22 protein-coding genes and 1 pseudogene are annotated in these 25,360 nt (G+C 44.0%); 10 read left to right on the forward strand and 13 right to left on the reverse strand.

The genetic code is table 11. From position 1 onward, the window contains the following. Positions 1 to 152 precede the first annotated feature (152 nt). From ACM0OZ_RS41985 to ACM0OZ_RS42000, 4 genes are all read left to right on the forward strand, one after another. The gene (locus ACM0OZ_RS41985; RefSeq protein ID WP_414588817.1) at positions 153 to 1,163 is read left to right on the forward strand and encodes an ABC transporter substrate-binding protein; all 1,011 of its coding nucleotides are present in this window, start codon (positions 153 to 155) and stop codon (positions 1,161 to 1,163) included. Between the two features lie 314 nt (positions 1,164 to 1,477). Next, on the forward strand, positions 1,478 to 3,052 hold the full coding sequence (locus ACM0OZ_RS41990) for a sugar ABC transporter ATP-binding protein (RefSeq protein WP_414588818.1): 1,575 nt from the start codon (positions 1,478 to 1,480) through the stop codon (positions 3,050 to 3,052). Next, on the forward strand, positions 3,045 to 3,992 hold the full coding sequence (locus ACM0OZ_RS41995) for an ABC transporter permease (protein ID WP_414588820.1): 948 nt from the start codon (positions 3,045 to 3,047) through the stop codon (positions 3,990 to 3,992). Before ACM0OZ_RS41990 ends, ACM0OZ_RS41995 begins: the two co-directional genes overlap by 8 nt. Positions 3,993 to 3,998: 6 nt before the next feature. Then, positions 3,999 to 4,979: an ABC transporter permease gene (locus tag ACM0OZ_RS42000; protein WP_414588821.1), complete on the forward strand. Its 981-nt coding sequence runs from the start codon at positions 3,999 to 4,001 to the stop codon at positions 4,977 to 4,979. A gap of 116 nt (positions 4,980 to 5,095) precedes the next feature. Here the strand turns inward: ACM0OZ_RS42000 and ACM0OZ_RS42005 are convergent, their stop codons facing one another. After that, positions 5,096 to 6,238 carry an RNA-guided endonuclease TnpB family protein gene (locus ACM0OZ_RS42005; protein WP_414588822.1) on the reverse strand — a complete coding sequence of 381 codons (1,143 nt, stop codon included), beginning with the start codon at positions 6,236 to 6,238 and terminating at the stop codon, positions 5,096 to 5,098. A 60-nt stretch (positions 6,239 to 6,298) separates the two neighbouring features. Between ACM0OZ_RS42005 and ACM0OZ_RS42010 the strand changes: the two genes are divergently transcribed. Continuing rightward, positions 6,299 to 6,487 (forward strand): hypothetical protein, encoded by a 189-nt coding sequence (locus ACM0OZ_RS42010; protein ID WP_414588823.1) that lies wholly within the window; start codon positions 6,299 to 6,301, stop codon positions 6,485 to 6,487. A 261-nt stretch (positions 6,488 to 6,748) separates the two neighbouring features. On the opposite strand, the gene ACM0OZ_RS42015 is transcribed toward ACM0OZ_RS42010, so the two are convergent. From ACM0OZ_RS42015 to ACM0OZ_RS42030, 4 genes are all read right to left on the reverse strand, one after another. Beyond that, positions 6,749 to 10,030, reverse strand: a complete 3,282-nt coding sequence (locus ACM0OZ_RS42015) for a helicase-related protein (protein WP_414588824.1) — start codon at positions 10,028 to 10,030, stop codon at positions 6,749 to 6,751. Positions 10,031 to 10,139: 109 nt separating this feature from the next. Further along, on the reverse strand, positions 10,140 to 17,327 hold the full coding sequence (locus tag ACM0OZ_RS42020; RefSeq protein WP_414588838.1) for a sigma-70 family RNA polymerase sigma factor: 7,188 nt from the start codon (positions 17,325 to 17,327) through the stop codon (positions 10,140 to 10,142). A 479-nt stretch (positions 17,328 to 17,806) separates the two neighbouring features. After that, a complete protein-coding gene (locus ACM0OZ_RS42025) occupies positions 17,807 to 18,154 on the reverse strand; it encodes a hypothetical protein (RefSeq protein WP_414588825.1) in 348 nt (115 codons plus the stop codon). Between the two features lie 164 nt (positions 18,155 to 18,318). Next, positions 18,319 to 18,504, reverse strand: coding sequence for a hypothetical protein (locus ACM0OZ_RS42030; RefSeq protein WP_096568835.1), 186 nt, complete (start codon positions 18,502 to 18,504; stop codon positions 18,319 to 18,321). Between the two features lie 60 nt (positions 18,505 to 18,564). Between ACM0OZ_RS42030 and ACM0OZ_RS42035 the strand changes: the two genes are divergently transcribed. Next, positions 18,565 to 20,130: an RNA-guided endonuclease TnpB family protein gene (locus ACM0OZ_RS42035; RefSeq protein ID WP_414588826.1), complete on the forward strand. Its 1,566-nt coding sequence runs from the start codon at positions 18,565 to 18,567 to the stop codon at positions 20,128 to 20,130. A 22-nt stretch (positions 20,131 to 20,152) separates the two neighbouring features. Here the strand turns inward: ACM0OZ_RS42035 and ACM0OZ_RS42040 are convergent, their stop codons facing one another. The 4 genes from ACM0OZ_RS42040 to ACM0OZ_RS42055 all read right to left on the reverse strand — a co-directional run bounded on the left by ACM0OZ_RS42040 (position 20,153) and on the right by ACM0OZ_RS42055 (position 21,742). Then, positions 20,153 to 20,512: a hypothetical protein gene (locus ACM0OZ_RS42040; RefSeq protein WP_414588827.1), complete on the reverse strand. Its 360-nt coding sequence runs from the start codon at positions 20,510 to 20,512 to the stop codon at positions 20,153 to 20,155. Between the two features lie 47 nt (positions 20,513 to 20,559). Then, positions 20,560 to 20,766, reverse strand: coding sequence for a hypothetical protein (locus ACM0OZ_RS42045; RefSeq protein WP_414588828.1), 207 nt, complete (start codon positions 20,764 to 20,766; stop codon positions 20,560 to 20,562). Positions 20,767 to 20,852: 86 nt separating this feature from the next. Continuing rightward, the gene (gene arfB / locus ACM0OZ_RS42050) at positions 20,853 to 21,269 is read right to left on the reverse strand and encodes an alternative ribosome rescue aminoacyl-tRNA hydrolase ArfB (RefSeq protein WP_414588829.1); all 417 of its coding nucleotides are present in this window, start codon (positions 21,267 to 21,269) and stop codon (positions 20,853 to 20,855) included. Between the two features lie 209 nt (positions 21,270 to 21,478). Then, positions 21,479 to 21,742 carry a hypothetical protein gene (locus ACM0OZ_RS42055; protein WP_414588830.1) on the reverse strand — a complete coding sequence of 88 codons (264 nt, stop codon included), beginning with the start codon at positions 21,740 to 21,742 and terminating at the stop codon, positions 21,479 to 21,481. A 31-nt stretch (positions 21,743 to 21,773) separates the two neighbouring features. Here ACM0OZ_RS42055 and ACM0OZ_RS42060 point away from each other — a divergent pair, with 31 nt between their 5' ends. Next, positions 21,774 to 22,463: a hypothetical protein gene (locus ACM0OZ_RS42060; protein ID WP_414588831.1), complete on the forward strand. Its 690-nt coding sequence runs from the start codon at positions 21,774 to 21,776 to the stop codon at positions 22,461 to 22,463. Positions 22,464 to 22,541: 78 nt separating this feature from the next. Here the strand turns inward: ACM0OZ_RS42060 and ACM0OZ_RS42065 are convergent, their stop codons facing one another. Beyond that, positions 22,542 to 22,730 carry a hypothetical protein gene (locus ACM0OZ_RS42065; protein ID WP_414588832.1) on the reverse strand — a complete coding sequence of 63 codons (189 nt, stop codon included), beginning with the start codon at positions 22,728 to 22,730 and terminating at the stop codon, positions 22,542 to 22,544. Positions 22,731 to 22,796: 66 nt separating this feature from the next. Here ACM0OZ_RS42065 and ACM0OZ_RS42070 point away from each other — a divergent pair, with 66 nt between their 5' ends. Continuing rightward, positions 22,797 to 22,979 carry a hypothetical protein gene (locus ACM0OZ_RS42070; protein ID WP_414588833.1) on the forward strand — a complete coding sequence of 61 codons (183 nt, stop codon included), beginning with the start codon at positions 22,797 to 22,799 and terminating at the stop codon, positions 22,977 to 22,979. A gap of 253 nt (positions 22,980 to 23,232) precedes the next feature. On the opposite strand, the gene ACM0OZ_RS42075 is transcribed toward ACM0OZ_RS42070, so the two are convergent. The 3 genes from ACM0OZ_RS42075 to ACM0OZ_RS42085 form a co-directional block, all read right to left on the reverse strand. Next, positions 23,233 to 24,213 carry a magnesium transporter CorA family protein gene (locus tag ACM0OZ_RS42075; protein ID WP_414588834.1) on the reverse strand — a complete coding sequence of 327 codons (981 nt, stop codon included), beginning with the start codon at positions 24,211 to 24,213 and terminating at the stop codon, positions 23,233 to 23,235. A gap of 141 nt (positions 24,214 to 24,354) precedes the next feature. Beyond that, positions 24,355 to 24,495, reverse strand: a complete 141-nt coding sequence (locus tag ACM0OZ_RS42080; RefSeq protein WP_414588835.1) for a hypothetical protein — start codon at positions 24,493 to 24,495, stop codon at positions 24,355 to 24,357. Next, on the reverse strand, positions 24,492 to 24,689 hold the full coding sequence (locus ACM0OZ_RS42085) for a ribbon-helix-helix domain-containing protein (protein WP_414588836.1): 198 nt from the start codon (positions 24,687 to 24,689) through the stop codon (positions 24,492 to 24,494). Before ACM0OZ_RS42085 ends, ACM0OZ_RS42080 begins: the two co-directional genes overlap by 4 nt. 106 nt (positions 24,690 to 24,795) lie before the next feature. Here ACM0OZ_RS42085 and ACM0OZ_RS42090 point away from each other — a divergent pair, with 106 nt between their 5' ends. Then, positions 24,796 to 24,936, forward strand: coding sequence for a hypothetical protein (locus tag ACM0OZ_RS42090; RefSeq protein WP_414588837.1), 141 nt, complete (start codon positions 24,796 to 24,798; stop codon positions 24,934 to 24,936). Continuing rightward, positions 24,908 to 25,360: pseudogene (locus ACM0OZ_RS42095) on the forward strand (hypothetical protein); the annotation flags it as partial. The gene ACM0OZ_RS42090 and the pseudogene ACM0OZ_RS42095, both read left to right, overlap by 29 nt.

The raw sequence follows: 25,360 nt of genomic DNA on the forward strand, positions 1-25,360 counted from the left end.
AACCCAAGAAGTGATTCCTGGAATCCCCCGCCTTTAGGCGTGGGGAGGATGTCAACAACACAATTGGTTGTAACCATTTCGACGATTCCAAATAGTCTTTGTTTCGAGCTAAGCTCTAAGTAGCGCAAGAGGCACGATGGATAGGAGATCTGATGGGGCGGGCGAAGAATCAAACCTGTGTTGGATGCTCAGGTGTCCAAGTTTATATCTCAAAGTTCCTGGTATTCAGCGCCTACGTTGCGATTACCGTCGCGGCTTTCTCGCTGTCCGGCTGTATGCGCGAGAAAACGAAAAAGATTGTCGGATTTTCGCAGACGGAGAACATCGGCCCGTGGCGCGTCGCCGAAACGAATAGCATCAAGGACGAAGCCGCCAAGCGTAAGGAAACTTACGATTTCCTGATGACGGACGCCCAGGGGCAGACGTCGAAGCAGTTCGCCGACATCGAGGATCTGATCGCACGGCAAGTCGATGCCATATTCCTCGCGCCACGCGAGTATGAGGGCCTTACGCCCGCTCTTGAAGCGGCGAGAGCGGCAAAAATACCAGTGTTTCTCATTGACCGTGAAGCTGCGGGAAGACCGGGCGAGCACTTCGTCAGCTTTCTCGGGTCGGATTTCATCGCGCAAGGTCGCCGCGTTGGCCAATGGCTGGCCCAGGCAACCAACGGCAAGGCGTCAATTGTGGAGCTCACCGGAACGGCAGGCTCGTCGGTCGCAATCGATCGCGCTAAGGGGTTTCGCGACGCCATCCGCAGTTATCCCAACATGAAGATCATCGCCACGCAGACAGCGGATTTTTCGCGGGCTGCGGCTCAGCGCGTAATGGAAAACATCATCCAAGCCAAGGGCTCCGACATCACCGCAGTGTATGCTCACAACGACGAAATGGCATTGGGTGCCATTCAGGCTCTCAAGTCCTATGGCATGAAACCCGGCAAGGATGTAATAGTCGGTTCAATCGATGGTCAGAAAGCCGCGCTTGAGGCGATTATCCGGGGTGAGCTTGGTGTGAGTGTCGAGTCAAACCCACGTTTTGGCCCACTTGTTTTCGCCACGATGGAGAAGTATTTTGCTGGTGAGAAAATTCCTCCTAGGATCATTCTTAAGGATAGACTCTTCGACGTGACCAACGCCAAGGATTTTGTGCATGAAGCATACTAGGACTCAACTAATCCAAAATTCACGGGTGAAGACAGACACGGAGACAAGGAGACACGGGGACGCGGAGAATCTTTAGCAAGGATTCAAACAACGTTTAGATTCTCCCCAAATGGAGACACGCTGACATGGGGACGCGGAGAATATTTACATTCGGTAAAGTTGGCTTACCAGACTACTGAGTATTTCCTATCCTAAGATAAAGAAAAGATAGCTAGGAACTATCCTGAGCTTCCATGATGAACAAAAAAGATTTCTATGGTGCGAAATGAAGGATCTCCGCTATAGGTAATCGGGACAAAAACTAGGTAAGGCCGATGAATCAGGCGACTCGAACTGTCCTGCGCATGACGGACATAAAGAAAAGTTTTTCCGGCGTGCCGGCGCTGCGGGGCGTCGATTTCGAGCTAAAAGCGGGCGAGATCCATGCCCTGGTCGGCGAGAATGGCGCTGGCAAATCGACGCTGATCAAGATCATGACGGGAGCGTATCGACGGGATTCGGGCGTCATAGAGTACGACCAGAACTGCGTTGCATTCCAGAACCCGACCGAAGCGCAGGGGGTAGGCATCGTAGCCGTCTACCAGGAGATCCAGCTCGTAGATTTCCGAACCGTTGCCGAGAATATTTTTCTTGGCAGGGAGCCGCATCGCTTTGGCATCATCGATAGACGCCGCATGAACACCGGGGCGGCTGAGATCCTGGAGCGTCTGGGGTTGCATATCGACCCGCGCTCGGTGGTTGGTTCGCTCAATATTGCCCATCGCCAGATGGTGGCGATCGCGCGCGCTATATCCTTTGGTGCACGGGTGCTCATCCTCGATGAACCCACAAGCTCGCTTACGGAAACCGAGGTCTGTGTTCTTTTTGACGTCATGCGTAGACTCAAGTCGGAAGGGACGTCCATTGTTTACGTCAGCCACCGTTTTGAAGAACTCTACGCCGTGTGCGATCGCGTGACAGTCCTGCGTGATGGGCGCAACATCGTGACGCAGTCGCTGAGCATGCTCAATCGCCTGGATCTCGTCTGTCATATGCTGGGGCGCAAGCCCAATGAGGTGAGCAAAGGAGTCACGGCGTTCGCGGGACGGTCGCAAAACGCGGCAGGTCAGCCAGTGCTGCTGCAGGCGGAAGCTCTCAAATATCAGAATCGGCTCAACGGCGTCTCAATTGAAGTGCGGCATGGCGAAATCGTTGGACTTGCAGGTTTGCTCGGCTCTGGTCGTAGCGAAACGGCGCGCGCTCTGTTCGGAGCTGAACCAGTTGACGGTGGAACCGTAAAACTTGAAGGGAGTCTTCTCTCCCTAGGTGGTCCCCATGACGCCATCGACGCGGGGATGGCTTTCCTCTCAGAAGACCGCAAGGCGGACGGCATCATCCCTGAGCTTTCGGTGCGCGAAAACCTCACGCTCGCCGCCCTACCAGCCCTGACACAATGGGGCATTGTTTCCAGGAAACGACAGGGCGAGCTCGTCGCCCGTTTCATGCAGCGTCTTGGTATCAAGGCGGCTAGCGCCGAGCAGAAGATCCACGAACTCTCAGGCGGCAATCAGCAGAAGGTTCTTCTCGCACGATGGCTGTGCAAGAATACGAAACTTCTTCTCCTCGACGAGCCGACTCGCGGTATCGACGTTGGTGCAAAAAGCGAGATCCAACGGCTCATTGCTGAACTGGCGGAGCAAGGGCTTGGGGTTCTCATGATTTCATCGGAAGTGGAAGAGCTCGTTGAAGGCTCACAGCGTGTCGTCGTCCTGCGTGATGGGCGGTCAGTCGCAGAACTCAGTGGCGAGCAGAAGAACATAAAGGCAATTCTGCATGCCATGGCGGAAGGCGCAGATCGTAGGGAAGCCGTCGGTGGACAGTATGAAACAGAGCAAGATGCAAATGAATAGCAAAAAGCGGGGTCTGGGTAGGGGAACCCTGTGGAACCCAAACTTGGGCGCACCTGCGGCGCTCCTCATTCTCTATGTTGCGAACGCCGTCTTTACTCCGCGTTTCGCTACAGTGAGCAACACCCTAAATATGTTGCTCCAGGTGTCTACGACGATGATCGTTGCCGTCGGCATGACGTTCGCCATTGCCTCACGTGGTATCGACCTCACAGTCGGCTCCACTATGGGATTGGTTTCAGTCATTGTGGCATTGCTTATCAATCACGGAATGGCGATCGCCATCTCGGTCGCTTTGGGGAGCGCCCTGTTGATTGGCTTTCTCAACGGCTTTCTCATCTCACGTCTGAAACTTGACCCCCTGATCACCACCCTGGCGGCTCTCATCATCTGGCGTGGGGTCGCTCAGGTCGTCGGGGACGGTCAGCTCGTTCCCTTTGCCCATCCTACGTTTGAAGCGCTCGGAAAGGGCTATCTCGGACCCATCCCGATTCAGGTTGTGATTGCGGCAGTCGTCATTGCGGGAGCCCTCTTCTGTATCCGCTCTACGCTTTTCGGGCGTCATATCGTTGCAGTCGGCGGCAACGAGGAGGCTGCACGGCTTGCGGGCATCCGTGCGGAGCGTGTCAAATACATCGTCTATATGATTACCGCCCTGCTTGCCGGGCTTGCCGGGCTCGTCGAGACGGCGAGACTCGCCATGGGCGATCCCAGCAAGGTCGGTGTCAACGCGGAATTCGACGCCATCGCGGCCGTTGTTGTTGGCGGCACGCCCTTCTCCGGTGGCCGCGCGAATGTGCTCGGAACTGTTGTCGGAGCCCTGATCATGCAGGTGATCTCTACGAGCTTCAATATGCTCCTCATTCCGTTCACCTGGTCATTGGTTTTAAAATCGGTAATTATTCTTTTCGCTGTTTTTTTACAGCGTCCTAAGGAGGTCTAACGCGTTATGACTGCCACAAGATCTCTTGCGCTTGCGCTTATGCAGTTCTCGAGGCGTCTCGCGAGACTCCTCACCTCGCAGGGCGCGCTGCTCCTGCTCTTTAGTTTGGCTCTGTTCGCATCGTTTCGTTATGAAACCTTCCTGACGCCTGTTAACCTCATGAACATCATGCGACAGAACAGTATGCTCGCGATCGTGGCGCTGGGCATGACCGTCGTGATCCTGAGCGGGGGAATCGATCTCTCCGTGGGTGCCCTCGTTGCTTTAGGCGGCGTCGTAGCAGCAATGCTCGCTCCTCAGGGAAGCCTTACGGCAATCGTCGGCGGCATTGCAAGCACCACCTTGTTTGGTGTGGTAAACGGTCTTCTCGTGTCCCGCGCGAGGCTCCAGCCGTTCGTTGTTACGTTATTCACCGCGAGCGCTGCGCGCGGGCTTGCCCTGAGCATCACCCAGGAGAAGTCGATTGCCGTATCATCGGCAGCCTCGGTACTTGTTTGGCTGGGCAGGGGGTTCATTGGTCCCGTCCCTGTCCCGGTGCTTATGGTTGCGCTCCTGTATTTCGCAGCTTGGTTTATGCTGCACAAGAGCTTATTAGGGTTGCACATATTCGCTGTCGGCGACAACGAGGAGGCCTCCCGGCTCATGGGCGTGAACCCGGATCGGGTGAAGCTCGCAGCCTACACGATAAGCGGTCTGCTTTCAGGGCTTGCCGGTGTCGTTCTCGCGGGTCGTTTAGGGGCGGGTCAGCCAGTGGCTGCCTTTGGCTGGGAGACGGATGCGATCGCTGCGGCCGTCATGGGAGGAACGTTTCTCGGAGGAGGGCAGGGGAGCGTGTTTCCAACGCTTGTCGGTGTCCTTCTGCTCGGAATGATGTACAACCTTCTGAATCTCGAGGGGACTATTACCCCATGGTGGCAGCTCGTCCTCCGGGGCGGCTTCCTGCTTCTGGTCGTGATTTTCCAGCAGCGCATCGCTCAAAGGGTCTAATGTTAGGGAAGCTGACATGGAGGGTTGTGTTGCAAAAACTTGTGGAGGACATGAAAAGTTCATTAGTGGGTCAAGTTTTATGCATTGAACCCTCCCCTGCCGTCATGCTAGGGGATTCACGCTACATCCTCGCCTAGCTTGTCGCCCTTATTGGCTATCTGGCTAGGGGTTAGTAGCTCGTTGGAAACCCGCTCCGAGGGAGAATCAGACTGCCTACTTTCGGACGTGCTTACTTGTTCGCGGGTTAGATAACGTTGATATGCCTCCAACAGGACTGGTTCCAGCCCCGAATACGCATTGAGCGTATTCTGCAACACCAACTTATTCTGATTAACGTATCTACTCAAAAATGCACTGAACAAATCACGATGATGCTCAGGAATACCTGTTACATCGCGGTGAACCCGTTGAGACAAAGATTTTTTGATGCGCGACCCGTCCAAATGAGTCTGACTTAGTGCGGTTGTTTGAGTAGAAAACTTGATTACTGACCCACCAGCATTCTCGGCTTTGCGAATCAGTTCAGATTGGTCAGCATGATTGTCACCAACATATGCAATGTTTGAAATATTGAGGTCAAGCCCAATCAACCCATCACAAACAAATTGGTGAGGTTTCTGGTAAGGCAGTCCCTCATTAACTAGCTGGGCATACCAACGACGTTTACCATTCAAAATTCGCCATAGCAAGCGTACATACTTGACTGGCGATTCAAGCCCATGTCGGATAACCGGATTGGTTGAATCAATGATTGGTTGCAGTACAAGTTTGCCCCATACCAAACAATCATCTTTCCACCTAATACCCGTCTTGTTTGATTTTCCCTCCATTGAGCGAAATCGGCTTGGCACTTTGTAGCGCACGTCCTTAGCCATGCCTAACATGACTCGTTCACTTGCTTTAAACGCTCGTGTAGCGAGTTTCTGTTGAGCAGTAGAATCGACTTTTTGAGCAATCCATTTAGATGATGTGCTGGTTATGGCTGCAAATGAATGCAAGTCATATTCAGAATACCTGTATTGCTCACGAGCTTTCTTGAATGCCTCGCTACGTTCTTTTTTCTTAGTTCTAGGCAATAGTTTAGCTACTTGGTATGATTCGGAATTACGGACTAAATCCAGCCGCGCCATTGCTTCATTTAAGCAAGCATTATATAACTGTCTGCCACCTTGAAAACGAGATAACAATTCAGATTCTTGTTTGCTATTAACAATTAATGGAACTTCTGTAATGAACGATAAAGTTGAACTCCGAACCACTTGACATCACCTCCTGGTCGTTTGTTATGCTTTACTTTAGTTTATTTATAGGTTCTAATTATGTCAACGGGCAAAGGGATAAAAAGAATGAAGAATACACCAGTTCTATATGAAGAAACTAAAAAGCAACGCGGCGTTATGTTAACAGATACCGCGTGGAAAACTGCTGTTATTAAAGCTAGAGAAAAAGGGATAAGTGTTAGCGAATATTTAGAAAGGCTATTGAGAGGAGTGACGGCATTGCCTTAGCCTGCGTCGGCGGCTTTCATCCCTTGCCTAAAGTACGAGTGTAACTTCCTGAGTCAGTTACACCCTCAAGGGCTTTCAGCCTGCCACCCTTGTAACATTAAATAATGTGGTAATAAATTTTACTTAGGCAACTATAGCAATCCCAATTGAAGCGTGAGAAAATACGTCGTCACTGAAATTACCTACGTTGGCTGCAGTTATAGTCCTCTTGCTACAATTTGGGGAAGTTAGAAGAAAATCAGGGTCAATAAGAGCCAAGCACTATTCTGGTTGAAACCACTGGTAACAAACCAGCTGAATATCTTCTGAGTGAATTATTTTCGACGGGTTTAATTCTTTCTCTTCCTCAATTTGGTGATAATGGTCTTGATCAACAAACAACTCGTCTAGTTCACTAACCAAAGCATTTAAATCTTTCTTTTTAACATATTTTTCCCAAATGACTTTCATGTCACGTTCGTAGATACGAAGGTTAACTGTAGTAATAACCTTTAATACCCGTCGCTTTACTTCCTGGTATACTGCATCTTCATGTATTGGACTAAATTGAGTCAAAGCTTGATAAATTTGCTGTAAAAGCTTGCTTAGCTTAGGTTTGACTTGACTGCTAGTTTCCTGCTTTTTGAAGCTTGTCATCAAATTACCTAAAGCCCCTTCTAAAACATCAAAGATGGAGTTATCAAACTTAACTGGAAGCAGTTTGTTTGGAGGAGGAAAATCGTTAGCTTTACACTTAAGCCAGTTAAAAATTTTACGCTTATCCGTAATTAACTGATTTGGGTTAAGCGAAATCACACCATTAATACGAGAGTAAAATTGCCAAAAGTGCTTATCTTTGGCACGAAATGCCATAAATATGCCTCCATCTCCAGCTTCAGGAATATAGAAATGGCGGGTACTGTGAATCCCCAGTGGAATTTCTTCAGCTGCTTCCTCTCCTTCTTGTTTAAAAAATTCTAATAGGGGCAAACGCATTTCATCAAGAGACACTAAATCAGCCGCTTGCTCAAGTTCCTCTAAAATTGCTTCTTTATCTGCATCGGTCACTGCTTTCTTAAGTCGGTATAATTCTTCTAATGATTTTTCTGAGATGATTTCTCCTAAAACGCTAGCGTCTAATCCTACTTCTTTATCAATCACGGCAATTCGGGCTTGTAATCGTCGTACCAATCCGAGCAATGCCTCCAAACCTTCTTCTGGAAAGCAGTTATAAATAAATAATTTTTCGTAGCTAGTACCCAAACGGTCAATTCGACCAGCACGCTGAATCATTCGTACTGGGTTCCAATGCAGGTCATAGTTAACTAGAACACCAGCATCTTGTAAATTTTGTCCTTCAGATAAAACGTCAGTGCAAATTAGAATATTAATTTCCTGACCTTGAATCTTTTGCTGTTCTTCCTGGCTTTGGCTATTAGCTTTAGGCGCAAAGCATTTAACTTTTTCCTCTCTTTGCTTGCTAGGAGTTTCACCAGTGATTTTGTCAATTCTAGGCAAGCTCTCATCTATTGCCAGTGTCTTTAACCACTCTTCATCTGAAAGCAACTGGTTGTACAAGTAATCAGCCGTGTCTTTGAAATAACTGAAAACCAAGACTTTATGCCCCTTAAGCTCGCAAGCTAGCAATTTTTTGAATGCTGCTAGCTTGCGGTCGTAATCACGTCCTAGTTCTACATCTTTTTCAATTTTTAAAAGTGTGTTTAGAATACGATTGAGAATATTGATGTCTGATTGAATTTGCGAACTTAATTCCTCAAGTTGGTAATCATTGGGGTCAATCTCATCTAAAGAGTTGATAAATTCTTCGACCGAAATATTTTCTTCTTCATCTGTCTGTGCTGCTATAATCTTGCGAAAATTCTTACTATCTAACAGCTTACCTTTTTGTAAAAAGGTAAAAAATCTTTCTTGAAAATTCCTCTGATTGCGGATACTACTTTCAAAAGCAATCAGGGAACTTTCTAGCCGCTTCAGATACAGCGACTTTATTAGGGTAACAAGAGCGTCTTTGCGCTTGATATCATCTTCTTCTTGATTAGTTTTTCGCTTCTTAAACGCTTTGATGTTATAAGGAGCTAGATGCAATTCGTCAATTTTATTTGCTATCCCAGCGTAAAGTCCCTGAAAACTAGCTTCAAAATTATAGGTAAACTGTTTTAATTCCCGTTTGGGAAAGCGAATCTTTTGACCAGCGATATAAATTTCTTCTCCAGCAAGCTGCCGCTTGATAACATCCTGGCGAGAGCGCCTCACCATTGATTGGAAAAGCAGTTCAGTAATCTCTACATCACCCTTGCTCAAAGCTTTAAAGTAAGTTTTTAGATTGGGAATGCCCCACTCTCGGTAATATGTTTCAGTATTACGCGTTAGTAATAAAATTTGATGGTAAAGGTCATAAATGCTAGTATTTATTGGCGTTGCAGTTAATAGCAATACCTGCTTGTTCCGCTTACCACTGCCAATAAGCTTTTGTAAATTTCGGTATCGATTAGTTGCACTATTACGAAAGTTATGCGATTCATCGACGACGATGATGTCATATTTGTTGTAGCGGCGGTTATCGAAGGTTTTAAGGCTAATTTCCTCCTGGGAAACTACATCTGCTTTAACTCCGTACTCATCCAGCTTTTTGAGCCACACCAAATCCCGCAATTGGGCTGGACATATCACCAGTGCACGAGGCACATAACCAGGACGTTTGTCTTTGATAAGGTAGTGGTCAATCACTCGCAAGCCGATATAAGTTTTACCCAAACCTACAGCATCTGCCACCATACAACCTCGGTGACGCTCCAGCAACCTTACAGCACGCTCAAACCCTTCTTGTTGGAAACTAGCGAGTTCTAAGCTTGTGCGAACGCTCCCTTGTGCCAAAGTGTCTTCTTTAAAAAGTTCGTAAAGCGCTTTTAAAAAGACCTGATAGGGTGTATATGCTTTACTGCCAAATTTAGAGGCATTCAGAGCATCAATTAGTTTGGCTTTGTACTCTTTATCAACACTTTTGTCATTCCAGAATTTCTCAAACCAATTTTGGCGAAGGTCTTGAGCAATTACTGATGTTTTATTCAAAACATTTAATTCTGTATTACCACCCAATCCAGCAGGAGTGAAATTGCTAGAACCAATGATACTGTAGTTGTCAAAAATGTAAGCTTTGGCGTGGAGAAATTGCACACCTTCGCCGATAGCACCATAAAGTCTGACATGGATATGGTGTTGTTGTAGGTATGCAATTAAACGGTCAATTTGCTGTTTGTATTGCAACTTGAATTTCTCTGTTTCTAGTTGCTTTTGAATATCGTAACGGAAGTAGCGAGTTAGGTCGATGCGATCGCCTTCTGCTGGTCGAATCGTGGGATCACGACCAATTAGCAGGCGTAGGTGAGTTAAAGTGTTGAAAGCTTGCTCTAACCGCATCCATGCCTCAATCCGGAAAAATCCAGTCGCTATGTCTAAGTTTGTTTGCCTCTCATCCAGAACCAGCGATCGCAAAACATCTTCTAATTTATGTTGATTATTGTCTACATAATCTGGGAGAGCCATAATTGACACACCTTTTACCAGGAAAACATGATTCACAAATATTTTTGTTAGGTGAGTATCGCTCACCAGGATAAGTTTTACCCTTCCTTACCAAGAAAGGGATGCGGTCTTAATCTCTAGTAGCTTTCAGGATATGACCAATGACTGGTTGAACACACCAATAGTCCTTACCCTCTTTTTTACCGACAGGATAGACAAAACTTAGTAGATCTGCCCATCTCAAAACTTTTTTCACAACATCTGGTTGGATATCATCTATTAAAGCTACTAATTCTTCAGTAGAAATGCTATCTTCAGAACTTTGACACCAATCAGCTAAATCTCGTAGTACTTTCTGTTGCTCATAACGCTCAATACCTAACTGTACTGTGATGAAGTCAAGTGCTTCTTGAGAGTTATTAAATGAATCCTTAAGTTCTTCTAAATGAAGTTCCCAATGATGTATGGCAGACTTGGAGTTTTGGTAGAAACGGTTTAGTAGTGTTGACCAATTTCCTGTAACTGCGGTAATTTTTTCTCGACTGTCTTTATCACTGGGAAAATTACAATCTTGTAACCATTGCCGTAAGGCTGTATCATGCCAAGGTTTTAAACTCAAAGTGGTCAGTCCATTCACTGAATGAAATTCTGTGTTATTTGTGGTAATTAACTGCCACGCTTTTTGAGGGTCAGCAACAAAGACCACCCGTACAAAGGAATTTTTTGCCCTCAATCTTCCAACAGGTTCTATCGCCTCATTAATCCAGTGCTGATTCCAAGGACAAGAAGCAGACACAAAAATGATTGTTATACCATCTTTTTGGCGATTGCGAAGTCGCTCTTTCAAGTGTTGGGAAAAATCATCTTTTGATAAGATGTCCTCCCAATAATAGTAGAAAAATTCCTTTTTCTTAGCTAGAACTGATTCCAGATAAAGCTTCAAGTTATCAAGTCCTGCTGCTAGAGTACCAAATATCATGGAGACTCCATTTTCAGGAAGCAGAATTTTTGATTCCTGTTGAGCTGTTAAGAAGCTGCGCTTGGAGTTATCCTTAGTACCGATGATGCAACGAAAAGTTGCAGGCTCATATTCTAGGGGGACTTCGCGGGGTTGCAAAAGTGCTGCTTCAATTTCTTCAGGAGTTCCCATTAGCAGTAGTACGTTGGGACTTCTTAGGGTGAAGCGACCCTTACTGGTCACACGTAAAACCCCTAATCCGACCATTTCTTCTAGCAGAACCTGAATTTCATCTGACGATAAACCTTGGAAGCCTTCATACCACCATGTCAGCACTTCATTGCGAATCCAAGACACACCAAAACCATTCACCATGCCATTTTCACTTTCTATGGAGCCATTGGCAATTGTGTAGGCAATCACTTCGTAGCGTCGGTCTAATTGCAGCGTCCACATAAAGCGATCGCGGATAGCTTTACGTAAGTCTTGGTTATTATAAGCGTCATCAACTTGCTGCGAAGTGATTATATAAGGAGGACTATCTTTGGCATCAAAATTAGCGATATCAGGGTTAGTAACGTGCCTGAGCAATTGTTGACAATAAAGTTGTATTAGGCTGGGATAATAATTAGTCTGCGAAAGAATACGTGTTACCAAATCAGGAGATTCAAAGCGATAACCAATGCTAGCAAATGGACGTTCAATTAATCCTCTCGCTTCACGCATTTCACCATTATTTAACAGTGGACCAATGCAAATCGGTTCTCCCAAATGAGCTAAAGGATGGTTCTCAAGCTTGGTAGTGCGCTGTACGTTATGTAAACCAGCAAATACTACCTTGAAGTGGCGATTTGTTCTGTCCATTAATCCTTTCAAACGAGCTGAGCGGATAAAGTCTCCCTTTTCCTTGTCTGCTGTGGATTTTTTGCTATCAGCTTCCAGAAACTTATCAGCTTCATCTAGTAACAACAAAATCTGGCGATTTTCGTCTTGCTCAAGCCAATGTTGGATTTGTTTGAACAGTTCATCAGGCTTTACACGGCTGGACGTTGTATCAGGAATGACACCCAAACGTTTCAACTCAGCTGCCAGTAAATTCCAAATTTCATCAATGTCTCTGTCATAACCAATTGCTTCGGCTTTGAGGTCGAGCCAAATTGCGATTTTTCCTTGCCTTGGTGAGTGAAAAGTACGCTCGACGAAGCGCAGCAAGACCGTTTTGCCTAACTGTCGTCCGCCATAAATAAAGCAAGAACCTGTAGGAGCAATAATTGAGCGTCGCTCTTGTTCCCGCCCATAAAACATTTCTGGGGGAACAAATCCTGAAGTCGTTGTATACGGTTCTAGGAAAGTGAAGGGCAAGGTACACTCAAACAATATAGGTAAGCGTGCGCCCCTTTCCCCGCACAGATAAAACATGATAGCATCGTCGATAACCATGAAGGTGCGGCGGCGTTCCCGACACAAACGAGCGAGGTCTCGGCGTCTCTTTTCCGTCATTCGTCCAAAATGGAACACAAGTACTTTAGAGCCAACAGAAGTATCGCCAACCGCATTGAGAATATCTTCCTCAGGTGGTCTATCCCATACGCACAATATGCGGTAACGCCCTTTAGCTTCCGAACCATAGGCTGGAACGGGACAACGGTTTTTGTCTTGAATTGCTTCAGTGGTAACGTCAACCCAGATATAATTACCAACTTTTTTGATAATTATATTTGCTATGTTAAAACCTAGATTGCTAAGAATTTGACTAACATCTTTATCAGTGATTGCTTGCTTTCTTCCCTTAACCGCAAACCAAGTATCAAGCATTTGAGCTGCTTGTTTTGCCTGAGCGCCCGGTACTTGCCGTATCTGGAGTGGCTCAAGACTGCTACTACGCGTATGAATTTCGTTAATTAACTCGCGTTTCTTGCTTGGATTCCGGTCAGCAGGCTCAAGAATATCTTCTATTAAAGCGTACTTATTTCTAAAGAAGTCTATAAAGGCATCTCTCTCATTCTCTGGTTCGGGTATTTGTCGCCCCTGCTGCACCATATCTATATATTCATTGGCAGTTAGGACATCACCTTTATCCAATACATTGTTAATTCGTGCATAGGCAGGTTTGTCTTCCCCAATTTCTTGAATGAGTTTTTTTCTAGTCTCATTGATTTTTTCCTGCCGTTTGGTGTGAATCGCTTCACGTATATCTTGCAGATGCAAATTTTTTTCTGAAAAACGTAGAGTTGTTTTTCTAGCATTTTCTATACTTTCAATCTGTGCTGCATAATCTAAGCGCTCAGTTTCTCTCAACAAACCCAAACCCACATTATCTTCTAGGATTTTTCTCGTTTCCTTTACAGCTTTCTCTAATTCTTCTCGACAATTATCAATATCGCGCTTTCTCTGCTGTTCCAGTTTAGCAATATCAATTGATGTCTCTGGATAGGCTCGAAGATACTCTATAATTCGCTCAGTAGCCTCGTGGTCTTTACTATCGCTTTGCAGCTGAAAAGCTCTTACCCAATTACGATGATTTGGTTCAACTAGATTAAGAATTTCCTTCACAAGCAATTCTGGGCTTTGGACTTGAGGTTGCCAATCAGAGTCCATTGGCAGTGAAGGGATTTTGAGCAATTCAGCATGAAGGAGATATTTTAACTCTGGCTCTAATTTTGGTAAAATCCCGTTTGGTTCAAAAAGATTCTGAATGTCTTCTACTGCTTTTCTACAGCAAGAAATTCCCGCCTTAACCAATACAGAGGAATTTCTCATATCGAAATCATCGAGTTCTTGTAAAACGATTTGGTGAAGATTTGCAAGGTCTTGTTGTAATTGTTGAGCTTGAGTGTGAGCATAATTGTTGTCATTGCCCATGCGGGATTCCTGCAGTAAAATCCATTGACGTGCAAAGTCAACAGCTTCCCGAATGTGCTGACGGATCTGATTGAGAGCAAGACCAGTGATGGTATCACTACTACCACGAATCAGACCTAGATCGCGTTGCATACGTTTGACTTCTTCGTTAATCTGGGCTTCAGAAGACAATCGCTGCACATAATTTTTGGCAACATCTAGCTGTCTTAAATTGTTTTGCCTAATAGGTAATAGCAGTGAATAAATAAGTTGATTGGGCTTAATCCACTCGTTCCACACTGCCTTAGCAGGTCCGTAAATCATATTTAAACGCGGAGCCTGAGCCCACCAAGCCTCAACAGAGGAACGCAAAGCAGCTATATCGGCTTCCCGCACCGTTTGATTCCTGACTGTCTTGATCGCTGCGGTATCCAAAGCTAAACCTTGGTTTTCATACTTAGCGATGGTTTGGCAATATTTATATAGTTGGTTAAGACCTTCTCCTAACCGCAGTAAGAGGAGAATTGCTGAAGCTTGAGTATTTGGTGCTAGCAATGCTGGACGCAGTGCGGCTGTGGCTAGAAGTAAACTAATTGCTTGGTTCCACTCACTATCTCCATCGACAAAACAGTTGTTGCTTATATTAGTAAAATCACTCCGAAGAATGGTTGCAATCTCTCCCAATCCTACGTCATAGCGCACATGGCAACCTAAAATGACTCCCCGAATTATTTCTGGCGGTAAATGTGGCTGCAAATCAGGGTATAGCTCTATCAAGCAACGTGCTAAATGATACGCAAGACTAAGTTTATTTTCTCCAAGCAGTTGCCAAATTTGGTTACGAAGAGCTGATGGATGTTCTTCACTAATATTACTGCTGATGGATATAGTATTTTTTTGTATTGTATCCTTCGGCGTTAACTGGTATTCGGGCTGTACCTCTTCCTTTGTTCGTTCCTCCTCAAAGGCATTCTGGTTAGTTTCAAGTTTGGGCAACGGCGGAGTTACAATTTCTTTGTTAGCTGTTGTTTGAGAAGTTGTGGTTAATGTTGTAGCTGGCTGAGGGTCTACTATAAATTCATTCGTAGGTGGTAAAATAGCTGACTCTAGCTGTGCTGCATTTGACTTTTTTGTACTTTGTTGCTCTGGAGTCAGTATTTTGGGTTTAGGAGGCTCAAAATTGGAGATTGGCTCATCTCGTTTAATACTTGAAGCTGAGGGTAAATTTTGTATAAGTTCTTCTCGAATTATAAGTCCTCCTGTCAACGCTGCCAAAGCTAAAGGCATACCGAACGATTGGGCAACAGCTGTCTGTAATTCTGCTAAATGTTGGTAGTCAGCAGACTCGCGAACTGAAATCAGTGCTAACAATTTCGAGAATGCATGATTGCTATCAGCCAAGCTTTGAGTATCAGGATGTTCACACCCCTGTGATTCTAAAAGGGCTTGGTAGAGTTCACGGGCTTTTATCTGACATTCCTGCAAAGGTTGAAAATCGTTTTCTACCCGATGGGCTATAGCCAAAATGCGCTGTAAAACTGTCAAAGCAGAAATACGTACTTCCTCGCCCTTTGCTTTTTTCTTCTCCACCTCTATAACAGCTTGCAACAAAAATTCAAGGTCACGGCAGGAAACAATTTCATCAAACTTAGGAATGGGTGATACTTTAGAGGAGGCAGCTAATTCCAGCACGATGTTACGCAACTCAGCAAAACTTCTTCGGCATTCCTCTATCTCTAAAATTAACTCTTCCGTTGGAGGTATACCAGGGTCTTGTAACTCTCTAGTCGCCTTTATTAATTGTTCACCAAGTTGGGAAAATCTAGTTTGTAGAGAAGTAAGTTGTGCAAGTAGATTTCCTGAATTGTCTTCCATAATTTTAATCGTGCGACTCAAATTAATTTCTCTCATATTGGTGATGGGATTAGTCTCCTGAGCAGAAGTATAATTCGGATTGGTTTCTGACAAAATCGCTCTATTGGTTGAAGCTTGTGGGGATATAAAGGTCTGTTTTTTAGAAAAAGGAGTAAGCCTTGGAAGAATATATTGCTGGTGTATGATTATTTGTGGCTTCCAGAAGCGTAATTTATTTAATGCTTTCTCTTCAATTTGACGAATTCGCTCGCGTGTTAGATTATAGTAATCACCAATTTCTTGTAATGTTTTCTCGCTTTTATCGTCAAAACCATATCGCATTCTTAAAATGTCTCGGGTGCGGGCGACGAGGAGATTCAAGAGACTTTCTACTTGTTCCTGCAACAAAGTTTTATGTAGCTGTTCTTCTGGTGTATTGCCATCAAATTCAATCCAGTCTCCTAATGTGGTGTCTTCTTCCTCGCCAATCCGAGTATCTAAGGAAATTAAGGGAAGAGCCGATTTAACTATAGAGCGCAGCTTTTCAGTTGTCATCTCCAAGCTAGTGGCAATTTCTTCTTGCTTGGGAATACGACCCATTTCTTGAGAAAGCAGCTTGGCTGTTTTCTTAATCTGATAGATTTTTTCGCACAGGTGAACGGGTAGGCGAATTGTACGGGATTGCTCATCAAGCCCTCGTTTTATCCCCTGCCTAATCCACCAAGTTGCATAAGTTGAAAACCTATTACCTTTTGTAGAATCAAATTTTTCAACCGCTCTAATTAATCCTAGATTTCCTTCTTGAATTAAATCTAAAAAATCCATACCTTTATTGGTATATTTCTTAGCAATTGAAACGACTAACCGCAGGTTTGCCTCTATCAGCTTGTTTTTAGCATATCGACCATTAGCTATTCGTTCGCGCAGTGCTAATGAGCATATACCAGCTGCTGACGCTAGCTCTTCATCTTGAGGATTTCGCAGAAGCTGCTTTTGTAATCGTTTTCTAATTTTTTCTAACTCTTCTAACTGTGCTACTTGACGAGCAAGAACAATCTCTTCTGATACTTTTAATAGTTGAATCCGACCAATTTCTTGCAAATACAAGCGAACTGAATCTTGGAATTCGTACCGCTGGTGGAGTTCTTTAAACCTAAGTGCTTCATGCTGAATACGGTGAAGTGTTTGGGGGTCAAGCTTCAGAGCAGCGATTTTTTCTAATCGATTCAGATCACTATAACTAGGGTCAGCAGTGTTAATCAAAGACTTGTGAAAGCTGAATGTCAAATTCATCTGAGCATCAAAGCTTTGATGAGGACTGACAAGCATTAGCTGCCTGTAGTCCTTTGTACCTAACAATAAAAAATAAGAAGAGCGCTGACACAGACTGTTAGCGATCGCCTGCATTCGATAAGTAACAGCAGCAAGCGAAGACCATTCACTAGGTTTTAGTTGAAACAGCAAAACCTGTAATTCTGCATCCCCCTGGTTTGCAATTAAGTAGACCTGGTTAACTGCTTGAGCGCTTCGCTCTGAAAGCTCCAAGACGCTAATGTCCAAAAGCTGGCAAGTGGTGTTATAACCAAGCTTTTGAAATAATGTTGCGACTTGTTCTGGACTATTAGCGTTTCGTACATCATGTAAATGCAGTAACCGCTGAGGCATCTCATTACAGAAGAAATAATTTCAGTTAGTTGTCAAAAGAAAAATGCTTAATATCTGCTTGCCCATGCTTTGCGAGTTTCCCTAGCACCGCCTCAATCAACTTCATCAGCTAAAGCAAGGACTAAGTGCGTCAGTTATCCGATGGTTATCCAAAAGACAAGTGATGTTTATTTAGTAGGAAACTGTTTTTGTATAAATCTAATCAAAAACAATAGTCGGCGTATAAGGCTAACCTACCTCTAGCTACTTCATTACTAGAAGAAGGATTTTTAATTGCCATCAGCCTTTTGAACCCTGAAATACGTGAGATGGCTTCAAATTTTTCAGTAATTTGATACATATTATTATATTTATACTGATATTGCCAAGAGTAATTTTACTTATAAAAAATAAAGAATCCGAAATTCTATTTGTTACTAATTTTTTATTTAAATTCAGTAAAGCTTTTTATGTCTCAAGGATGCGATCGCCCCCCGTAACTACTCCTCTAACCACTCTGCCACCACCAGCAAATCTATCATCGCCCGATTTAGCCTATCGAGCATTGCCTCAGCAACCTCCGATTCGACATCAACTGTTTCTAACTGTTTCCTCAGATGCTGGTCTAAAGCCTCTATCCATACTAAAGCACCAACATAGCCGATTGCTTTCATCAATCCCATGTTAGTCAGAACAGCTAGTTGGAATCCCGTCGAGTTTTGTCCGCCGTAGCCCATATACCCATTGTACAACTCCAGCTTTTCTGGGGTGTAATGTACATACTGGTCAAATGTGATGCCGTTCGGCTCCAGCTGGGGTTGTGGTAGTGGCGGTTGAGTATCAGCCATAGTTCAAGACGCTTGTATGCTATACAGCCTATGGTTGCATACAAGCTAACACACCTGAATAACGCGGGATGCCTGGTAGCCCCGAAATACGAGTCTCAAGAAATTAAATGAATTGAGACTTCTTTTGTTATTTATATCGGGGTGGAAAGGCGACACGAGCAGATTTATCTGCCGTGACTTTTTCTTATCAACTGTTCAATATACTCACTAGCGCTTATTTTTGATTTTATTGCTGTTTCTTGTACCAAGCTCCATGCCACATCCGTTAAATAAATTCCTCGACATTTTTTAAGTCCTTCATATAATACGGGTTGATTTTTTGTTCTTTTTTTGCCTTTACCTGTTGACATTACTAGAACCACTAGCTAAACTAGCTATAGTCTAGCAAATAAATTAAGGAGGTGATTATCTTGGTTCGGAGTACAAAATCATCGTTCATAACAGAAATACCGTTAATTGTAAACAGCAAGCAAGAAGCGGAATTGCTTTCTCGTTTCCAAGCAGGGAGACAGCTATATAATGCCTGTTTAAATGAAGCGATGAAACGGCTAGAATTAATTCGTAACTCCGAGCCATATAAGACTGCTAGGGAAATTCCTAAAACCAAGAAAAAAGAACGAAGCGAAGCTTTTAAGAAAGCAAGAGAGCAGTACAGATATTCAGAATACGACTTGCATTCTTTTGCCAGTATAACGAGCAAGAATTCCAAGTGGATTGCTGAAAAAATAGACTCTAATACTCAACAAAAACTAGCTACACGGGCATTTAAGGCAAGTGAACGAGTCATGTTGGGTGTGGCGTCGGGTGTGCGGTATAAAGTACCTAGTCGATTTAGGTCAGTTGAGGGCAAGACTAACAAGCAGGGTCTGAGATGGAAAGATGATTGCTTGGTATGGGGCAGCCTTAAACTGCAACCAGTCATTGACCCAGTCAACCCAGTTATCCGGCATGGTCTTGAATCTCCAGTCAAATATGTTCGCTTATTGTGGCGGATATTAAATGGTAAACGTCGGTGGTATGCCCAGCTAGTTAACGAAGGTCTACCTTACCAGAAACCACAGAACTATGTTTCTGATGGCTTGATTGGACTAGACCTTAACATATCAAACATTGCCTTTGTTGGTGATACCCACGCCGACTTGCTACCTTTTGCTGAAAATGTCCCAACTTTTCAAAAAGACATAGCGGCATTACAAAGAAAGATGCAGCGTTCTCAACGTGCCAATAATCCAGATAACTTTGAATCAAATTTTGAGGCAAGAAAAGGACGTAAAACTGTTGTCAAAAAAGGAAAAGTCAAGAAAGGGAAGGCTCAATGGAGAAAATCTAGCAACTACTTTAAAGCATCTGCTAAAAAACGTGAACTAGAACGCAGAAAGACTGCATATGCCAAGACCAAAAATCGTAGTGTTATTAACGAAATTCTGCGTCACGGCAAGCATATAAAAACCGAAAATGTTTCGGTGAAGGGATGGCAGAAACGGTATGGGAAAGCCATATCTGCTAAGTCCCCAGGATTTGTTCAATCAGAACTGAAACGCAAGGCTGAGTGTGCTGGCGGTTCGTTCACAAAGTTCTCTACTCAAAAAACAGCGCTGTCTCAGACTCACTTGGACGGTAGTCGCATCAAAAAGTCCTTGTCAGAACGAGTTCACCGGGATGTAACAGGTATTCTAGAACATCATCGGGATTTGTTCAGTGCATTTTTGAGTAGGTTCGTCAATCAGGACAAGTTGGTGCTGCAGGATGCTCAAACCGAGTATCCGGGGGCGGAGTCGCTCTTGTTGGAGGCGCACCAACGTTATTTAACTCGCAAGCAAGTAAGCACGTCTGAAAGTAGGAAGCCTGGTTCTCCCTCAGAGCGAGTCTCCAACAAAGGCAAAGCGGCTAGCCAGATAGCTATAACGAGCAAAAAGCTAGTCTCAATTTTGCCTGAATCTGCGTGTATGCGCGACCGCAGAGTGGCTCAATGCTAACAACCATTAAGGTTTGCTACAACTACTGGGAAATCGTTCTGCGCTTGAATGGATCAGTATCAACTTCCCGTAACTGCTGTACCTCAACTTCAAAAATACGCAACTGCGATTCACTATCCCCATCAACGCTTGTCATGTCGATAAGTTCCAAAAAACCTTCGGCACTCATCTGTGGGTTTTGAGCACAATCCCATAAAGTACCCACATTAAAAGTCTGATCTCGCCAATTTCTTGGATAGGCAATGCGGAGGTAGTTTTCCCATTGATGCGGGTGGTCAAGCATATGTTGGGCGATTTCCAACTTTGATTTGGCTTCCACAACCCGAAAATCGTTCTCGTACATCCCTTCATCAATTAATGAAGTCACCAGAAACAGGGGCATGGCGCTCGACCTCGTTTTACAACTTCTTATTTACTAGTTTGACACTTTCAATTTCCTGCCTCAGCAAGTGCTTCTAAATGAAAGGCAAGATTATTAAGCGCTAACTGAATTTCGGCACTGTAAGCAATGCTTCTCCATTTTGGGGTTGTTGCATTGTCCAGCGCGGTTGTATCTAGGTATCGCGCAAAAACTACTAGTTTTTCAGCGTCTGTTTCGGCTGTTGCCAAATTTTCTAAAAATTCTTGAGGTGTCATGGGTTCCCAAAGAATGCGTAAGTTCTAAAAATTTCATCGATGCTATGAGCATAACTGCTGCACCACAATAAGTCTGTTCAAAATACTCATGTTTCAATGACCTGTTTTCTGGTGGATTTAATCAGTCCGCGCTTAGTTTTACTGTCAAGACGTTTTTTTTGAGAACTGCGACTTGGTTTGGTGGGTTTACGTTTTATCTTCGGTATAGCTACGCTTTTAATGAGTTCTTGAAGTCGTCTTAAAGCTTCTTCTCGGTTCTGCTCTTGGCTTCGATGCTCCTGAGCCTTGATTACGACAACCCCCTCTTTGGTAATGCGTCGGTCGTTCAACTTCAAAAGCTGTTCTTTATAGAAATCGGGTAATGATGAAGCCCTAATGTCGAAGCGCAAGTGGATAGCGGTAGAAACCTTATTGACGTTTTGGCCTCCCGCTCCTTGGGAACGAATCGCACTAAGAAAGATGTCGCACTCGGGGATAATAATTTTGTTAGAAATTTGCAGCATGACTTACATATAGCTTATTGTGCCTCAAGACAGCTTCATCCCAATGCATGATTTTGTAGTTGTCAATGACGGTTGTTTTTATTTCACAAGGGTGATACAGATTATCAAAAACGTTGTAAAATTTACCAGATTTTACTGGCAGTAATTGTTCACTGCGACTTGTCACTCTTCAAGTACTGAAGCTCGACAGCGTATTGGATATAAGGTGCTCAATCGTCTGTTCCATCTAGTTTTACGATAAATTCTTCTGCAACTGGTTGCTGTGCTGTAAATTTTTTTTTAGATTTAGCGATCGCTTTACGATTGGGTAAAGATGCAGTCGCTTTTTGTGGGCGGCATTCAAGGCAATATAAGGGTAGTGACGGGTAACAGGTGCGTTCTACCACCTGATTGCAATTTTTGCAGACAAATCGGTAAACTCGTTGCTTAATGATACGAGTGTGAGCTTTCACGAAAACTTCTTTGCTTTCCACCTGTCTTGTTCCTAATAAAAACGTAAATGGTATGGCTTCACTATCTAAGATTCTGAGTTTACTTGAACTTGAGCGCGAGCGCTACGTATCAGAAGCAGCCCAGTTGGAGCGCCGCCTGTCCTTTATCCGCAACCAGATTAGTACTCTAGAATCCCTGATATCAGGCTATGCCCTCGAAGAACAGATGTATTCCCCCCAAAGGCATTTTCCAATTCCTTCCAGCACTGCTGTACTTGAGGATAGCTCTGTGTCAGTGGATGAGGAAGAAGTAGATCCCACAAATGACTCTGTGGAAAGCTCAGACGATGAAGAAGATGAAAATCTTGAGTCCGTATTCTTGAGTGAGCAACAATCACATCCGTCTAATCAAGAAACAGCAGAAACTGTAGAACCTGATATTTCTGATATTCCTAAGCTAAGTATCAAAAGAAAAGCGGGAAGTATACCACTGTTAACAGAGTTCCAAGAATATTCGATACAAAATGCTATCCTGATTCTGATGCGACGGCGACCGGATTTGCATTTTCACATTGATGCCGTCGTTCGCGACCTCTACGGTGATAAATTAACACTTCTCCAGTTGAAGACAGTGAAGTCTAATGTAGCGAAAGTGCTTAATACAGGATTGCAATTAGGTATCTGGCATAAGGTATTATACGCAAAAAATGTGTATACTTTGCATTATGAGAAAGGAGTCACGAGCAAACAGCTAAAGAAATAGTTCATGGAGGCAGCGGATCTGCTATGTTCCCACGCGCAAATATTCGCATATAAGTGTTTTTGCAGCTTATAAACTTTGCTACAATTCCCTTAACTTCCAATTAAGCGAGAGTACCATGTCTGCCAAAGGCGTTGGGCTGTGTAGAAACATAGTAAATAGTTGATAGGCACCCGTTTGTTCTGCCCTTTTTACTACCCAAGCAGCTTGTTGTTGGGCAATGTCTCGTAAACTTTCCCGTCCTAGTTTTTGGGCGGCTACTAGTAGCATCTCTATCCGACCAAAATTACCGCAGCAGAGATGGTCCTAACTGCTTTAGCTGTCCCTTTGTCAAAAATGCCAACAACAGACCTTTTCTCTCTTTGGCAAGATACACTGCACAAAATATCTCAGAGACGTCGCAAGGACTTGCTGCAAGACATAAGGGCACTGGTTCCGGTTTTGTTTGCGTTAAGTGATCAGCTAGCAGTGGCTGAGGTTGCTACTGCTATCAATGATGTGGCACGGTGGTGGCGCTAATGCATGCATATTTTGTATGGCTTCCATAACCCAATACGGTTCAGTTAAGGTTAATGTGTAAAAAATCACGTGTGTAGAGACGCGCCATCCGAGAGTTCTACATTGTGTTCCTGATAAGGGTTCTGGTCTTATCTGAACCGTATTGTTCTATAACCGCGTTGTTATTCGTCTGCTTGGGAGCATCCCAATGCATACAAAAAGACCTGGCGATTAGAAAATGCGCACTTGGCGCACGCACTCGCGTTCGCGGCTACTACAACCAACGTTGTTGTTTAGCATATACAATACTACCAATCACAATTAATACCATCACGCTAATAACAGTAGGATAACCCCAAGGTTGCTCTAATTCCGGCATATATTTGAAGTTCATACCATAGACGCCAGCAATGAAAGTGATTGGTAAGAATATGGCTGAGAGGATAGTTAGGCGATTAATGCGTTCACTGGTTTTGCTAGCAATATTATCGCGTTGAATTTCCATTAATTCTGACATCCAGGTTCTCAGAGCTTGATATTCTTGCCAGAGATTATCAACATGGTGAACCAATTCTTGATTAAATAGTGCCTTGACTGGCTGGGAAATCCATTGAAAATCTTCGTCATTCATCATAGCCAGAAGTGACTTGATGCTTTGAAAATTACGGCGTCCGAAACGAGTAGATTGCCTCATCGTAGCAATTTTTCGGTACGTTGATTCATCACCAGAATTCTCTAAAACTTCATCTTCTAAATCATCAAGTTGTCTAGAAATATCGTCAAAGACAGTATGGTAATTATTCAAAATATCTTTAAAAATGAGATAAAAAAGATAGTCAATACCCCACTTTTCAATATCTATACTTCGCTTTTGACAATTGTTAGTGAGTATGCTGAAGATTTTTACTTCAGTAATTTCAAACGTTATGATAAAATTGGTTCCAACCACAATACTGCCACGCGCTACCTCAAACTCCCGATTTTTTATTTGATGAGTCAGAATTTCATAGTTGTCAAAGAAACAATCTTCTATGTCTAAATCAATTCCTTTAGGGGAATGGTTGAAAATCATGTTAACACGAGATGGATTGAGTTCAAAGTGGTTGATAATTTTAGCTGTTCCAGTGCGATCGCGGAAGTGAATACAACGCAACCAGATCTTATGAGAACCATCAATCCTTTTCAATACCGCATCGACATCCCAACTGGTGAATAAATCTAGGTGATTCTGAAAAAATGTGAGGAGAATTAGCATATGGCAACCCTAATTGAGTCGTGAGAAAACACGGTAGCTAAAAGTACTTATTGATAAGCATTTTAGGCTTTATCCCAAGCCAATAAAATGTTTGAATTTAGGGATTGGGGATTAGGGATTAGGGATTGGGTATTGGGAGGATTATGGACAGGGATTCAAACTCCGCCCAGATTTTGTAAGGACATCTTTCCCAGTAAAGAGTCCCCAGTCCCGAAACGGTGTTCGTCCCCAATCAATACACAAATCTGGTTGAAAGCGACTGCTGCAACGTGTTAAATTCATCCGTCCTCCTTAGCCTTCTTGGCTTTGGAGGTTTTTGGTTTTTCTGGAAATTCGCCGCGTTCTTTACTCTCCTTGATACCAATTTCAATCAAAAAAGCTGCCAGGTTAGCTGTTGGTCTACCTTGTGTATCTGCCAACACCTCTAAATCTTCAAATACTGAGTCTGGAACAGTTACAGTAAATCGTTTGCTCACGTCGCTATCCTTATCATCGTTTTCGCATCCTATAGTACGCCTTAAGATTCGTTAAGATATCAAAAACATCTTTTTAGAATTTAATAATATTGCAATTAACAGCAGCATGAGTTATGATATAAATATTGCTGCACAGACAGCAAAAAGCGATCGCTTCCAGGGCCAATTGGACAGGCGATCGCTTTATAACCCCCATATCGAATGGAGATACATAAATAATGGCACAAGTACAAGCGATTGGATATGACGAGCAGGCGATTGCTCAATTAGACTTGGAACAATCTTACTTTTCACAGGATGTGAGAAACCTCTCTCCAAACCTCTCTCCTACAAGGAGAGAGGCTTTCATTTTTCCCCCTTCCCTTGTAGGGAAGGGGGCTAGGGGGTTAGGTTTTTCGTGGATTTTTCCATATGGCGTGAAAAGTCAGGAACAATATGTGCAATGGCAAGCAAGCGCGGTGGCACAATTTAGTGGTGCAAATTATTCTTTGCAATCCACAACTCAAGGTTTTTTGTCCACTGGTGACAACCCAAATACACCCATCCCCAATCAAACTAGCCCCGAGCGTAGCCGAGGGGCTAACTCTCAAGCATCTCCAGAAAGACAACCCATCAGACATACACTCATTGGTTCTCCCAAAGCCGTAAACAGCACAATTCGCGTTCTGCAC

Origin of the sequence: Scytonema sp. PCC 10023 (genome assembly GCF_963920835.1) — a bacterium.
Taxonomy (GTDB): domain Bacteria; phylum Cyanobacteriota; class Cyanobacteriia; order Cyanobacteriales; family Nostocaceae; genus Kalymmatonema.